Source organism: Zoogloea sp. (assembly GCF_023150065.1).
Lineage (GTDB): Bacteria > Pseudomonadota > Gammaproteobacteria > Burkholderiales > Rhodocyclaceae > Zoogloea.
In genome coordinates this window covers 138,498-153,042 of record NZ_JAKLLN010000001.1, presented here as the reverse complement: position 1 = coordinate 153,042, position 14,545 = coordinate 138,498, and the positions used below count along the sequence as shown (strand labels likewise).

Here is a 14,545-nt window from a genome sequence, read left to right as displayed (position 1 = left end):
TTCTTCAGAGACTGGAAAGCTGACGGTTCAGGGGTGGCACCTCGACGGGTGCCCTCACAGCTATCGGCTTCAGCCCCTCGCCTCCATCAGCGAAATGAATCGATCGAACAGGTAGGCCACATCGTGGGGACCGGGGCTCGCCTCAGGATGACCCTGGAAGCAGAAGGCCGGAACGTCGGTCCGGGCCAAGCCCTGCAGGCTGCCATCGAAGAGGGAAACGTGGGTTGCCCGGAGATTGGCCGGCAAGCTTGCCGCATCGACGGCAAAACCATGGTTCTGGCTGGTAATCAGGACCTGACCGGAATCGAGATCCTTGACCGGATGATTGGCTCCGTGATGGCCGAACTTCATCTTCATGGTTTTGGCGCCAGACGCGAGAGCCAGGAGCTGATGCCCCAGACAGATGCCGAAAGTCGGGACACCCTTGGCGAGAATCGCGCGGATTGCCTCGATAGCGTAATCACAGGGCTCGGGATCACCAGGGCCATTGGACAGGAAAACACCATCCGGATTGAGCGCCAGCACCTCGGCAGCGGACGTCTGTGCCGGCACAACGGTAAGGCGACACCCACGCTCCGCAAGCATGCGCAGGATGTTGCGCTTGACACCGTAGTCAAAGGCCACCACATGGAAGCGTGCCCTCTGCTGGGGCACATAGCCCTTGTCGAGCTGCCACTCGCCTTCCGTCCAAGGGTAGGCAGCCGTGGACGAAACCACCTTGGCCAGATCCATGCCGGCGAGCCCCGGAAACGATCGTGCCTGGGCAAGCGCTGCCTCGACGTTAAGTTCGGCAGCGTTTGCTGCAGTAACGATACAGCCGCTCTGGGCCCCCTTCTCGCGAAGGATGCGGGTCAGTTTGCGGGTGTCGATACCAGCAATGGCGACGATGTTCTCGGACTTGAGGTAAGCATCCAGCGTCTGCTCGCAGCGCCAGTTGGACGCCAGCATGGGCAGATCGCGAATGACCAGGCCCGCCGCGTAGACCTTGTCGGCCTCACAATCTTCCCGATTGATACCGGTGTTGCCGATATGCGGATAGGTGAGCGTAACGATCTGACGACAGTAGCTGGGGTCGGTGAGGATTTCCTGATAACCGGACATCGAGGTGTTGAACACCACCTCACCGGTTGTCATCCCTATCGCCCCGATGCCTTTACCGTAAAACACCGTCCCGTCGGCAAGAGCAAGAATGGCGGGCGGGAAAGCTGACACGGTGAACTCCTCGAAATCTTGTGATTGGACGACAGACATGGGCAGCCAGGCTACACATGAAAAACGGGATCAGCCTTGACCGGCCATCCCGCTGAGAAACTTTCTAATTATAGCCCGCGACACGATTTCGGGCAAATCCGACTGTAGGAAAACTGACAAGGCGCTGACAAGCTCACCGTCCCCCACGCGCCCGACGCAGCACGCCTGCAAGATTTCCGAGCTCATTGAGCAGTTCAGGCAACTCACGACGAACCGCCGCACCGTCCTGCTCCTTGCCCGCATTCTCGAGCCGCTGGGCTGAGGCTACGGTACCGGCGGCATTGAACACCCCAGCCGACCCCTTAATGGAGTGCGCCAGACTACGGATCGTCGCGAAGTCAGAAGTGCGCTGGGCGAGCTCAAGCGCCTTTCGATTGCGCTCCAGATCGCTGAAGAAGAGACTGATAAGTTGCTGCAGGGCGGCCTCATCACCATCAAGCAACTCGCGGGTCGCGCCAATATCGGCAATCGCGGAATCCGCCCCCACATCGATACAGCTCGCAACCCGGCCGCCACCCACCTGAGGCGCATCGTCCAGATCTCCCATCACCCGGTCTATCACCCCATGCAGCTCCACGGGCTTGATCGGTTTGGCGATGTAATCGTCCATGCCCGCCATCAGGCAACGATCCCTGTCGCCCTGCATCGCATGGGCGGTCATCGCCACAATCGGTGTCGACTGCCACTTCCCTCCTGCAGCCCAGCTTCGTCGCGCCTCACGAGCCCGTATCGCCTGAGTGGCCTCCAGCCCACCCATCACCGGCATCTGCACATCCATCAGGATCAGGTCGAAACGCTCCTTGTCGAAGCAATCAAGCGCCTCCTGACCATTGGCGGCAACGATGATCGTATGCCCCACCTTCTCGAGCATCTTCACCGCAACGGTCTGATTGACCGGATTGTCCTCGACCAGCAGGATCTTGAGACGCTGATTTGAACGGGACTGCGGCGGAGTGCAGGCAAAGGTCTGCTCCGCCTCGAAGGCCAGGAAACGCTCCTCCTCGGCAGTCGAACCATGGAGCGTCAAGCCGAGGGCGTCAACCAGATCGCTACGGGAGAAAGGTTTGATCAGGCGCGCACCGACCTTGAGGCGCTCACACTTCACCGAGTCTCCACGCTGCGTGTTGGCATCAAGCATCATGATGAGGCGGTCCAGGCGCGGCCATCCCTGAAACAGCTTCTCTGCCAGCGCATAGCCACCAGGCGCAGGCATCGCGGTCTCCATGAGAACCCAGTCGAATGGCGTATTGAGCTTGCTCGCCACAGCCAGCATCTCTTCCACCGCCTCGCCGCTGTCAGCCTCACGCACATCCAGCCCCAGGGAGCGCAACTGGGCTCCCACGCTACGACGCAAGGCTGAATTGCGGACGCCCAACAAGGCTCGGCGGGCACCGAAAGCCGGCAACTCGCTCCTTCGCGCCAGGCCAACGCCCACATGCACCGAGAAGCGGAAAGTACTTCCCTCTCCGGGACGACTACTCAAGGTGATGGCCCCACCCATGAGCTCAACGATCCGCCTGCAAATCGCCAGGCCAAGACCCGTCCCGCCGTACTTCCGGGTCGTGGATTCATCAGCCTGGGAGAACGCACCGAAAACGGCCTCGTGCTTATCTTCCGGGATACCCACCCCAGAATCCCGCACCGAGAACTCGAGGACAAATTCTCCCCCCTCCGCCTCACGGCCGCCGACCGACACCTCCACCTCACCAAGCTCTGTAAATTTGATGGCGTTACCGACGAGGTTGGTCAACACCTGGCGCAGACGGGTCGGATCCCCCAGCAAGACAGCCGGAACGTTCTGGGCAACCGAATAGAAGCACTCGACCCCCTTCTGATACGAACGCAGGGCCAAGGACTTCATCGTATCGCCAAGGAGATCCGGAAGCGAAAACTCCACTCTCTCCAGGCTGAGATGCCCGGCCTCAATCTTCGAAAAATCGAGCACGTCGTTGATGATCCGGAGCAGGGAATCAGCAGAACTCTTGACCGTGTTCAGATATTCCCGCTGCTCCTCGTCCAGCTGCGTATCCAGCACCAACTCGGTCATCCCGATGATTCCGTTCATCGGGGTACGGATCTCGTGGCTCATGTTGGCCAGAAAATCACTCTTGGCACGATTCGCCGCTTCTGCCTGCTCCTTGGCGTGCAACAGCTCCAGCTCTGCACACTTGGCCTGGGTAACGTCCCAGTAGGTGCCGACCATCCGCGTCCAGCGCCCGTCCGCTCCCCGACCGGAAGCCCTCCCGCGAACCAGCATCCAGCGCCAGCCTCCGGCCTTGGGCGCCACCCGAAACTGGGTTTCAAAAGAGTCCAGCTCACCCCGGAGATGCGTTATCAGCTGATGGCGGGTGATCGCCAGATCGTCCGGATGAAGAAGCGGCAACCACGAAGAAAAATCGCTCGAACATTCGGACTCCTCGTAACCGAGGGCCCGTCGCCATGAATCATCCAGAACGATCCCGCCGCCGACAAGATCCCAGTCCCACAACCCACCGTCCGTATTCTGCAGCGCCAGCTCCAGGCGCTTCCCCGTTTCTGCGGCAGTACGTTCTGCGCGCTCACGTGCCGTCACCAGACCTCGCACCTGCGCCATCAGTTCAGCGGTCGACGCGAGACTCGCATTACGCCCCCCGACAAGCCCGCCAGCTGCAGCCTGCTCCAGCAGATAGGCTCTCAAGGCACGCCCGAGATCGGCATCAGCGGTCATGGATTCCAACTCAGGACGATTCACGTGGTCCGCCAGGCATCATGAAGGCACGGTAAGAAATGAAAGAAGGCGCGCCAGACCAGCCGACACGCCTACCCGGGAATACCGCCTATAACGGCACCTTCCCTCCCCACCTTGAGCAGCCCATGCGGGCCTTGGCTACTTCAGACCGAGCACATCCTGCATATCGAACAAGCCCGAGGTGTGAGCCGCCAGGAAACGTGCTGCGCGCAAACTACCGGTGGCATAGGGCATGCGGCTGGCAGACTTGTGGGTAATCTCGATCCGTTCACCGATACCGGCAAAAAGAACCGTGTGATCACCGACGATATCTCCCCCGCGCACGGTGGCGAAACCGATCGTCTGTGCATCCCGCTCGCCGGTTACCCCTTCGCGACCATAGATGGCGCAGTCGTCCAGATCCCGCCCGAGCGCCTTGGCCACCACTTCCCCCATGCGCAGGGCGGTGCCCGAAGGCGCATCCACCTTCAGGCGATGATGCGCCTCGATGACCTCCACGTCGTAGTCCTCGTTGAGGATCCGCGCCGCCATATCGAGAAGCTTGAACACCGCATTCACACCCACCGCCATGTTGGGGGCAAAAACCACCGGAATGTCGCGCGCCGCATCGGCAATGGTGGCCTTGCCCTCCGCCGAAAACCCGGTCGTGCCGATGACCATGCCACAGCCGGCCGCCCTGGCCACCGCCAGGTGCTGAAGCGTCGCTTCCGGACGGGTGAAGTCGATCAGGCAATCGGCGCGGGCCAGCCCTTCAGCCACATCGCTGGTGATCGGAACGCCGCACTGCACACCGCCAAACTCGCCCGCATCGCGACCGATGAAAATGCTCTCCGGCCGCTCGAAGGCTGCCACCAGCACAGCGTCCTCGGCCTTGAGCGTGGTTTCGATCAACATACGGCCCATGCGCCCGGACGCGCCGGCGATCGCGATACGAATTTTGTTCATTTTCTTCCCGGAGTAAAACGGTAATGGGCCAGCCGGACATGGGCGACCCGACAGTCAATCACTGGGCCCCGGCCTCATCGGCACGTACGTCGCCGTCAAGCCGGGCAAGCTTTCCGTCCTCGAAGATCACGGTCAGTCGCCGCTCCTGAAGCTTTCCCTTGCCCGGCTGGAAACGATAGACATAGTCCCAGCGATCACTGTGGAAGACATCCACCAGCAACGGGGCACCAAGAACGAAACGCACCTGATCACGACTCATGCCGGGCTTGAGTTGAGCCACCATCTCCTGAGACACGAAATTTCCCTGGCGGACATCAATCCGGTAGGGCCGCAGAAAATCGGAGGTGGACGAGCAACCCGCAAGGGCCGCGATCAGAAGTGCGGAAGAAAGCAGTGTGCGCATGGCGTCTCGGAAAGCGGGGGCGAGCGTCGGCTTGGAAGCCGCATTCTCAACGAAGGTCGGAAACTATATCATACGGGGCCGGCCAGGCTTCTGGCCGGCCTCTTCAGTTCTTCGGGGCCTCCATGTCCAACAATTCTCAGAACCTCAAAAGCATCGGCCTCAAGGCGACCTTCCCGCGTCTCAAGATCCTTGACCTTTTCCAGAAGGCAGAAAACCGCCATCTCACTGCAGAAGACGTGTATCGCCTCCTGATCAGCGAAGACATGGATATCGGTCTGGCCACCGTCTATCGGGTTCTCACCCAATTCGAGCAGGCAGGCCTGCTTGAACGTCACTACTTCGAGTCTGGTAAAGCGGTTTTCGAGCTCAACGAAGGTCACCACCACGACCATCTGGTATGCCTGCAATGCGGCAAGGTCGAGGAGTTTTTTGATCCGGAGATCGAAGAACGCCAGAACCGTATCGCAGCCGAAAGAGGGTTCGCCGTCAAGGAGCACGCCCTCTATCTGTACGCTGACTGCCAGAAGGCCGCCTGCCCAAACAAGCCCGGCAACAACTGAAAGCCACGTCGCGGCGGGGTTGCAAGCCTGCCGCCATGTAGCCCTCTGACACAGCCGGCAGCCCGAGCCCTCAGGCTTCCAGGGCAAGCATCTCCGCAGCATGCCGGCGGGTCGTATCGGTGATATTGACCCCTCCCAGCATGCGCGCGATTTCCTCGATCCGGCCAGACGCATCAAGCAGTCGCATCCGGGAAAGAGTTTCACCCCCCCGGGTTTCCTTGGAAATATTCCACTGCCAGTCTGCCTGGGCCGCCACCTGAGGGAGGTGGGTGACGCACAGGACCTGGCGATCAACACCCAACTGCCGCAACAGGCGGCCAACGATCTCGGCCACCCGCCCCCCGATCCCTACATCCACCTCGTCGAAGATAAGGGTCGGCGTTGCAGCATTGCGACTGGTGATCACCTGAATGGCCAGACCGATGCGTGAAAGTTCGCCCCCCGAAGCCACCTTGGCCATCGAGCGCAAGGGCTGACTGGCATTCGCCGTCACCAGGAACTCGACACTCTCCAGGCCGCTCGCCGCCCCTTCTTCCACCGCCCGGAGGGCAATTTCAAAGCGTGCTCCCGACATGGCCAGGGACTGCATGGCCTCCGTGACCGCTGCCGACAACTCGGCAGCCACCTTGCGGCGCGCTTCAGACAAAGCCTGCGCCGGTGTCATGTAAGCCTGGCGAGCCAACGCCTCGTCACGAGCCAGCGCCACCGGATCAGACTGACGCGTCAGGCGTTCAAGGCGGCTGACGCTCTCCGCCATAACGTCCGGCAGGCCTTCCGGGGCCACCCGGTACTTGCGCGCCATTCCGGTGATGGCTTGAATGCGCTGATCGATTTCGCCGAGACGCTGGGGATCCAGATCCAGTCGATCCCGGTAGCGGCGCATCGCATGGATGGCCTCGTCGAGCTGGATGCTGGCACTACCCAGCAGCTCCTGCACATCGGCCAGCTGAGCATCGTGCGCAGCCATCTCGGCAACACGGCCCAGCAGCCGGTCCAGCTGGGGGCCTACCGCATACTCCCCCTCGGCGAGCCCCTCAAGCACTTCGGCACCACCCTCAATCAAACTTGCTGCGTGGGCCAGACGGGCCTGTTCCTGGTTCAGCGCACGCCAATCATCGGGATCAAAAGCCAGTTCGCCAAGCTCGCTGACCTGCCAGCCGAGTAACTCGCGCTCGCGCTCCGACGAAGACGCATCCTCCTCCGCCAGTTCGCGCGCACGACGGAGGGCCGACCAGCCGCGATAGCGCTCAGAGACCTCCCGGGCCAGGGCCTGCAAGCTCCCATGGGCATCCACAAGGGCGAGCTGGGCATCGCCACGCAGAAGGGCATGGTGGGCGTGCTGACCATGAATATCAGCCAGCAACTCCCCCACCGCGCGCAACTGACTCAACACCACCGGCGTGCCATTGAGCCAGGCCTTGGATCTACCGCTGCTTTCGACAACCCTGCGCAGCAACACCACATCGTCGTCCCCACTCAGGGCTTCGTCCTGCAGCCAGCGCTGCAAGGGGCCACTGGCCGGCACATCGAATTCGGCGACGATCTCCGCCTTCAGGCAACCGGTTCGCACGACACCCGCCTCGGCCTTGGCCCCGAGGGCGAGCCCGAGCGCATCAAGCAGAATGGACTTGCCAGCGCCCGTTTCACCGGTCAGCGCCCCGAAACCGGCACCAAAATCCAGCTCGAGCTGGTCGACGATGACGAAGTCACGAATGGTGAGATGGCGCAGCATGGAAGGAGGACGAGCGGAAAGAGGACGAGAAAATCAGCTGTGGCGAGGTGTCGAGCTCCAGTGCAGCTTCTCGCGCAGCATCGCAAAATAGCTGTAACCGACTGGATGAAGGAGACGCACCCTGTGGGGCGAGCGTGTGATCCGGACGGAATCACCAGCCCGGGTATCGTAACGGGTCTGCCCGTCAAAATGGACCCGTGAATCGTGGGGTGGCAGCAGGACGATCTCGATCTGGCAACGATCAGGCAAGGTGATGGGCCGCGCCGTCAGCGTGTGCGGACACATGGGCACCAAAGCTATCCCATCAACGCTCGGATGAAGGATGGGCCCGTTTGCCGACAGGGCGTAGGCCGTGGAGCCGGTCGGTGTCGAGATGATCATTCCATCGGAGCGCTGGGTGTAGACAAACTCGCCATCGATCCGCAGATCAAACTCGATCATCCGCCCCAGATCGCCCTTATTGACGACAACGTCGTTGAGGGCAACGGTATGAAACACCCGCTGGCCATTACGCAGGATTTCTGCGTCCAGCAACACCCGGCTTTCCTCGGTGAAGCGCCCCTCGAGGATCTCACCGACCTTCTCGAGGGCAACCTCACGGGAAATATCGGTCAGGAAGCCCAAGCGCCCCTGATTGACCCCAACCAGAGGCACGTTGTACTCAGCCAGCCGACACGCACTGTTGAGCAAGGAACCATCGCCCCCCAGAACGACTGCCAGATCAGCACGATCACCGATTTCCTCATAGCTGGCCACGGTGAAGCCGGCCGTCAAACCGGTGGAACTTGCGGTACCCTGTTCAATCAGAACACTGAGCCCGAGGCCCCTCAGATAACTGGCCAGGCGAAGGACTGCTTCCGCCACTTCCGGGCTCTGATATTTGCCTATCAGCGCTATTGTCTTGAACTCGCAGGTCATGGATTTGATTAAACCACATTCTTCCTCGGCACCGCAGCACGCCGCGGCAAAACTCCGGACCCGCCTGCTAACGGTGCTTCTCACGACCGTCGCCCTTCCTTAGAATCGGGGCGTCTTCAAGAACCCATGACCATGACCAGCCTCGATCAACGCTCGCAAGTCCTGCTCAAGACCCTTGTCGAGCATTACATCACCGACGGACAACCGGTGGGTTCGCGGGCGCTCTCACGGCACTCCGGACTCAAACTGTCCCCCGCCACCGTGCGCAACGTCATGTCCGACCTTGAGGAACTGGGCTTCATCGCCAGCCCTCACACGTCGGCGGGGCGGATTCCCACGGCGCGAGGCTACCGTTTCTTCGTTGACAGCCTGCTCACCGTCCAGCCCCTCGGCATCGGCCAGCTTCAGGAAATCAAGGGACACATTCAGCCGGGGGAACCCCAGCGAGTCATCAATGCGGCCTCCCAGATGCTTTCGGGGCTGACACACTTCGCCGGGGTCGTCATTTCTCCCAAGCAGGATGCCATCAAGATCCGCCAGATCGAGTTCGTCAGCCTTTCGGACACCCGTGTCCTGCTGATTCTGGTCACCACAACCGGAGACGTGCAGAACCGGATCCTGTTCACCAAGCGCCCGTATTCGCCCTCTGAGCTGGTCAGTGCCGCCAACTATCTGAACCAGCATTTCGCCGGGCTGGCCTTTGAAGAGATACGCGCCCGGATCCAGGACGAACTCAAGCAACTGCGCTCCGACATGACCGAACTCATGAGTGCGGCCGTCGAAGCGGGCAGCGAAGCCCTTGAGGAAACCCGGAGCACCTACGTCATCACCGGAGAGACCAATCTCCTGGATGCGGAGGACCTTTCCTCCAACATGGCGCGCCTGCGGGAGCTGTTCAAACTGTTCGAACAGAAAACCGGTCTGATGCAGTTGATGGACATTTCCAATCGGGCCAAGGGTGTACAGATCTTCATCGGGGGTGAAAGCGGCCTCAGCCCTCTGGACGATTGCAGCGTTGTCACCGCGCCCTACCAGGTCGACGGTCAGGTGGTCGGCTCAGTTGGCGTCATCGGTCCGACCCGCATGGCGTATGAGCGGGTTATCCCCATCGTCGACGTCACCGCCCGACTCCTGACCAGCGCCCTCTCGGGCCAGAACAATTAGAAAGTCCTTCTCAATGACCCGATTCTGGCAGGAGCCAGCGTACGTCCACGGCACGCCGCCCAGGACAGGTGTACTGCTGGTCAATCTCGGCACTCCTTCCGCCCCGACAGCGGCGGCCCTCCGCCCGTATCTCGCGCAGTTTCTCTCCGACCCCCGCGTCGTCGAGATCCCCCGACTGATCTGGTGGCCGATTCTCCATGGCATCATCCTGCGCACACGCCCGGCCAAATCGGCCCAAAAATATGCCAGCGTGTGGACGGATGAAGGCTCGCCCCTCAAGGCCCACACTGAAAAGCAGGCCAAACTGCTGGCGGGATTTCTGACCAACGCAGGGCACCGTGACCTGATGATCAGTTGGGCCATGCGCTACGGAGCTCCGTCGATCCGCAGCCGCCTGGACGAAATGCGCACTGCAGGCTGTACGCGAATCCTCGTACTACCGCTCTACCCCCAGTTTGCGGCGAGCACCACAGCAACCGTCATCGACGAAGTGGCCGACTGCCTGCGGCACTGGCGGAACCTCCCGGAAGTCCGATACGTCCGCAGCTTCGGCGACGACACGGGATATATCCAGGCCCTGGCCGCCACGGTACGGGCACATTGGCAACGCAACGGCCAGGCCGAAAAGCTGATTCTGAGCTTCCATGGCATACCGCGCCGCGCCCTTGACCTCGGCGACCCCTATCACTGTGAATGCTACAAGACCGCCCGCCTGCTCAGCGAAGCCCTGCAACTGCCTGCAGAACGCATGCTGGTGAGCTTCCAGTCGCGCTTCGGCAAGGCCGAGTGGCTACAGCCCTACACGCAGCCAAGCCTGGAGGCCTTGGCAAGTCAGGGCATCCGATCCGTGGATGTGATGTGCCCCGGCTTTGTCTCGGACTGCCTGGAGACCCTGGAAGAGATCAACATGGAATGCCGTGAGGCCTTCCTTCACGCCGGTGGCGAGCGCTTCGGGTACATTCCCTGCCTGAATGAAAGCGACGACTGGATCAAGGCACTGATGGCGCTCTCACTGACCCACCTGGGAAACTGGCTGACGGATCCTCACCCCGACGCAGGCACGCTGGCACTGCAACGTACCCGGGCGTGCACGCTCGGAGCCGAAAACTGACAACTCACGAAAGCCCAAGCAGGAGGCGGCCCCCATGAGACTCATCATTCGCTGGATACTCAATGCCGTGGCATTGATGCTGATCCCCGAGGTGCTAACAAGCATCACCGTCGAGAGCTACACCGCAGCGCTCCTGAGCGCCCTGCTCCTGGGATTTGTGAATGCCATCATCCGGCCGCTTCTGATCCTGATCACCCTGCCCATCACCATTCTGACCCTCGGTCTGTTCACCCTGGTGATCAATGCCTTGATGTTCTGGTCGGTGTCAGGCTTGGTGAAAGGCTTCGTGGTGCCAGACTTCTGGACCGCGTTCTGGGGCGCCTTGCTCTACAGTGTTCTCACCTGGATGGTCAGCCTCGCCCTGAGCGACAAGGACTGACCGAAGGGAATCTCAACTGCCGGCCATTACCTGCGCGCTGCGGCGGCGGGGGGTTCTGCGCCGGACAGCCCCCGGATCGAATGCTCCGACAAGCTTGCCCAAAGCTGCAGAACGCGCATCCATGGCCATCCTGAAGGCCCCGTCTTCGCCGTATTTCTTTACCGAAAACTTGACCCGCTTGCGCCGTCCGTCCGGCAAGGGCCATGAGGCCACCCAGAACCAGCGCTGTTTTTCCTCGGGCAGATCGCGGGTCTCAGAGGCACAATAACGGCATACGCCCACAACGCCCGAGCGATTGTTCTTCTTGACGATGTTGGAATACTCCTGCATCGACAAGGGCGGATGCTCGGCGATGATCTGGTCCCGATACTCCTTGGCGGCAACAAAGGAGCGCTGCTTCCCGCCGAACACACCGTCGCTGAAGTGCTTGCGATAGATCACGCCACGACGCTGGATGGTCACGAGCCATCCGTGAGTCCGGCTGGTCTCGTTGTCGACACGGCTGATTCCATAAGTGCTGCCTCGGCTCACAAGCCACCTCCTGTCCGATCCGCGAAGATATCGCGGCTTCAGGAGGGATTTCGGCCGGTTTCTTGGAAACTTTAGAGCCCAGTTCACAGCCGCGTTCGCGCATCGGAACAGACCTGCCCCTTGAAAGGGTACTGCCTCCACCCCACATCTGCAGCTGGACTTCCAGAGAGACGACAATGACCGACAGCCTGCTCATCCCCTGCCCGCACTGCGCTGCCCTGAACCGCATTCCAGCCACACGCTTGCATGATCACGGCAACTGCGGACGCTGCAAGAAAGCGCTCTTCGAGGGGCTCCCTGTCGAGCTGACCGCAGCCAACTTCGAAACACATGCCCTGCGTGGCGATCTACCGCTGCTGGTGGACTTCTGGGCGCCCTGGTGCGGGCCGTGCAGAACCATGGCGCCGGCATTTTCAGCGGCAGCCGGCACTCTGGAGCCGCTGCTTCGATTGGGAAAACTCAATACGGAAGCGTTCGGAGAGATCGCGGCGCAATTCGCCATCCGCAGCATCCCGACCCTCGTGCTGATTCACCGAGGCAGGGAAATCGCCCGGCAGTCTGGCGCCATGGGAAGTGCAGACATCGTGCGGTGGGCGCAGGCCCATTCACCGTCAAAATGAAAAGGCCTGCATCCGGCCCCCGGATTCAGTTGTCGACGAGCTGCAGCTCCATGCCGAAACCACTCACGGTAATCCGCTCTGCGGGCGGCCCGTCCTTCGAGAGCTCCCGATAAGCCTGACCCAGCCGACGGGCAACGATGGTCACGAGTCGGGTGCGGAAGGCATCCTGGCACTCATCCGTTGCCAGGGACAGGGCCGATGGGTTGATCTCGAGGTAGACGGTCCCGGTGGTTGCGACCGCGGTACAGGTGTGCCGATGGTCCTGCTGATCCAGGTAGGCCAGCTCGCCAAACACCTCGCCGTAAGCCAGCTCGCACACCCGGTGTCCATCCACCGACATCTCGACGCGCCCCTCGATGATGATCCCGAAGCGCTGGTCCGAATCCCCCTCACGGATCAGCAGGGTATTGGCTTCAACCTTGCGCCAGCGCGAGATGCGCAGGATTTCCCAGATCTCCACATCTTCGAACTCGGTGAAGAAGGGCATCTTGCGCAGTATCGAATACCGGGTGTTGTCCACCGGCGCCGAATTGTCATCCAGGATCTTGTACCGGACTGCCGACAGATCCTTGGCAAAGTCGGCGCCGTTCTTGTAGCGCGAGTACAGATCCTTCTCGAGGGCGCGACGGATCACGCCGTCGAGCTGCTCGGGAAGCTCGGAATTGATCTGGGAAACCTGGGGCGGCTCCGTGTTGATGATCTTGTAGATGAGCTGGGCCGGATTTTTTGCCCTGAATGGGAGGCGCCCAGTAAGCATGTGAAAAAGAACAACCCCCAGGGAAAAAAGGTCGGTCTTCTGGTTGAGCGGATAGCCCTTGATCTGCTCGGGGCTCATGTAGGCCGGCGAGCCCACCCCCATGATGAAAGTCGAATCGGACGCGCTCTTCTTGCTGATATTGAGCGCCAGGCCGAAATCCGTGATCTTGACGTTGTCCTGATCATCCACAAGGATGTTTGCAGGCTTGATATCCCGGTGCACGATCCCCTGCCGGTAGGCGTAATCCAAGGCCATGGCGCACTTGAAGATCATGCCGATCACCCGATGGAGGGGAAGCAGATTCTGGAACGAGCAGTACTGTTCGAGGGTTGTCCCCGGAAAGTACTCCATCACGATATAGGCGTAATCCTTCTCAACCGTGGTGTCGAAGATCTTGATGATGTTGGGGTGATCCAGCCGGGTGGATACGTCGCGCTCGGCACGGAGGAGCTTCATCAGGCGCCGGTTCCACTTGGCCTCGTCCTTTGCCTTGTCGTCGAAGCGCACCAGCTTGAGGGCCACGGGATCGGGGTACTGCGGGTGCTCGGCAAGGTAAACCGTAGCCGTAGCACCTCTACCGACCTCTCGGATCAGCTTGTACTTGCCGATTTTTTCAGGTGTATTTTCCATACCCATCCTGCACCGCAGAGGTTCCAACGATGACCGGACAGCGCCGGGACTCCCGGATTTTACACGTCAGACGGGAACTTTCCCGCTTCAATGCACGCCCCCTCTTGAAATCTTATCCTGCGCCCCCAGCTACTGCGAGTCAAAAATAGGAGCCGTTACCCATGCAAGACCAAGACCCCACGCTGGGCGCCGAAAACAAGATTGCTGACAAGCTGGCGGAGAACATCGCCGAGACGGGCGCTGCGGCTGAAATCACCGCCGAGGATACCGCGGGCATCGACACCCTCCCCTCCCTCGCCGAGCAGCTTCGCGAAGCCGAACTGAAGGCCCTGGAACACCACGACGCCTGGCTACGGGCAAAGGCCGAGACAGAGAACGTCCGCCGCCGCGCTCAGGAGGACATCGTCAAGGCTGGCAAATTTGCCGCTGACAAGTTCGCCCAGGCCATGCTGCCAGTCAAGGACAGCCTTGAGGCCGCCCTGGCCACCGAAAACGCCACCCTCGAAAGCCTCAAGGAAGGTGTCGAACTCACCCTCAAGCAGTTGGTGGCCGCATTCCAGAGCGCCAACGTGACCGAGGTGAACCCGGTTGGTGAGAAATTCGACCCCAACAAACACCAGGCCATCAGTGCAATCGAGGCCGATGGTGAGCCGAACACCGTCCTGACGGTGCTGCAGAAGGGCTACCTGCTGAACGAGCGCACCATGCGCCCGGCACTGGTCGTGGTTTCAAAAGCAAAATCTGCCGCTTGAAACCAGCGTCAGCATCCCCATATTCGATAGCAAGCCAAGGGGCGGCAAACATGGCCTGCCCCGC

Annotated in this window: 14 protein-coding genes; 6 read left to right on the top strand and 8 right to left on the bottom strand. The window is 61.0% G+C overall.

Annotated elements, in window-relative coordinates:
- Positions 1–69 precede the first annotated feature (69 nt).
- The 4 genes from carA to L6Q67_RS00690 form a co-directional block, all read right to left on the bottom strand.
- Entirely contained in the window at positions 70–1,251 is a 1,182-nt protein-coding gene (carA, locus tag L6Q67_RS00705) for a glutamine-hydrolyzing carbamoyl-phosphate synthase small subunit (protein ID WP_367171613.1), read from the bottom strand.
- Between the two features lie 133 nt (positions 1,252–1,384).
- Complete coding sequence (locus L6Q67_RS00700; protein WP_296563713.1) at positions 1,385–3,958, bottom strand: response regulator; 2,574 nt, start codon at positions 3,956–3,958, stop codon at positions 1,385–1,387.
- 159 nt (positions 3,959–4,117) lie between these two features.
- On the bottom strand, positions 4,118–4,924 hold the full coding sequence (gene dapB, locus L6Q67_RS00695; RefSeq protein ID WP_296563710.1) for a 4-hydroxy-tetrahydrodipicolinate reductase: 807 nt from the start codon (positions 4,922–4,924) through the stop codon (positions 4,118–4,120).
- A gap of 58 nt (positions 4,925–4,982) precedes the next feature.
- On the bottom strand, positions 4,983–5,327 hold the full coding sequence (locus L6Q67_RS00690) for an outer membrane protein assembly factor BamE (protein ID WP_296563707.1): 345 nt from the start codon (positions 5,325–5,327) through the stop codon (positions 4,983–4,985).
- A gap of 122 nt (positions 5,328–5,449) precedes the next feature.
- Here L6Q67_RS00690 and fur point away from each other — a divergent pair, with 122 nt between their 5' ends.
- Positions 5,450–5,887, top strand: coding sequence for a ferric iron uptake transcriptional regulator (gene fur, locus L6Q67_RS00685; protein ID WP_296563705.1), 438 nt, complete (start codon positions 5,450–5,452; stop codon positions 5,885–5,887).
- Between the two features lie 70 nt (positions 5,888–5,957).
- Here the strand turns inward: fur and recN are convergent, their stop codons facing one another.
- Together recN and L6Q67_RS00675 are read right to left on the bottom strand one after the other, a co-directional pair.
- On the bottom strand, positions 5,958–7,619 hold the full coding sequence (recN, locus tag L6Q67_RS00680; protein WP_296563702.1) for a DNA repair protein RecN: 1,662 nt from the start codon (positions 7,617–7,619) through the stop codon (positions 5,958–5,960).
- Positions 7,620–7,652: 33 nt separating this feature from the next.
- Entirely contained in the window at positions 7,653–8,537 is an 885-nt protein-coding gene (locus L6Q67_RS00675; protein ID WP_296563699.1) for an NAD kinase, read from the bottom strand.
- 132 nt (positions 8,538–8,669) lie between these two features.
- Here L6Q67_RS00675 and hrcA point away from each other — a divergent pair, with 132 nt between their 5' ends.
- From hrcA to L6Q67_RS00660, 3 genes are read left to right on the top strand one after another with little or no spacing between them, the layout of a single operon-like run.
- Positions 8,670–9,701 carry a heat-inducible transcriptional repressor HrcA gene (hrcA, locus tag L6Q67_RS00670; protein WP_296563696.1) on the top strand — a complete coding sequence of 344 codons (1,032 nt, stop codon included), beginning with the start codon at positions 8,670–8,672 and terminating at the stop codon, positions 9,699–9,701.
- 13 nt (positions 9,702–9,714) lie between these two features.
- Positions 9,715–10,812 carry a ferrochelatase gene (gene hemH / locus L6Q67_RS00665; RefSeq protein ID WP_296563694.1) on the top strand — a complete coding sequence of 366 codons (1,098 nt, stop codon included), beginning with the start codon at positions 9,715–9,717 and terminating at the stop codon, positions 10,810–10,812.
- Between the two features lie 34 nt (positions 10,813–10,846).
- On the top strand, positions 10,847–11,191 hold the full coding sequence (locus L6Q67_RS00660; protein WP_296563691.1) for a phage holin family protein: 345 nt from the start codon (positions 10,847–10,849) through the stop codon (positions 11,189–11,191).
- A gap of 12 nt (positions 11,192–11,203) precedes the next feature.
- On the opposite strand, the gene L6Q67_RS00655 is transcribed toward L6Q67_RS00660, so the two are convergent.
- Positions 11,204–11,653 (bottom strand): AP2 domain-containing protein, encoded by a 450-nt coding sequence (locus L6Q67_RS00655; protein WP_296563689.1) that lies wholly within the window; start codon positions 11,651–11,653, stop codon positions 11,204–11,206.
- A gap of 245 nt (positions 11,654–11,898) precedes the next feature.
- Between L6Q67_RS00655 and trxC the strand changes: the two genes are divergently transcribed.
- Positions 11,899–12,342, top strand: coding sequence for a thioredoxin TrxC (gene trxC, locus L6Q67_RS00650; RefSeq protein WP_296563685.1), 444 nt, complete (start codon positions 11,899–11,901; stop codon positions 12,340–12,342).
- A 25-nt stretch (positions 12,343–12,367) separates the two neighbouring features.
- On the opposite strand, the gene L6Q67_RS00645 is transcribed toward trxC, so the two are convergent.
- A complete protein-coding gene (locus L6Q67_RS00645) occupies positions 12,368–13,729 on the bottom strand; it encodes a serine/threonine-protein kinase (protein WP_296563683.1) in 1,362 nt (453 codons plus the stop codon).
- 161 nt (positions 13,730–13,890) lie between these two features.
- On the opposite strand from L6Q67_RS00645, the gene grpE reads away from it, so the two are divergent.
- Positions 13,891–14,481 carry a nucleotide exchange factor GrpE gene (gene grpE / locus L6Q67_RS00640; protein ID WP_296563680.1) on the top strand — a complete coding sequence of 197 codons (591 nt, stop codon included), beginning with the start codon at positions 13,891–13,893 and terminating at the stop codon, positions 14,479–14,481.
- The last annotated feature ends 64 nt before the right edge of the window (positions 14,482–14,545 follow it).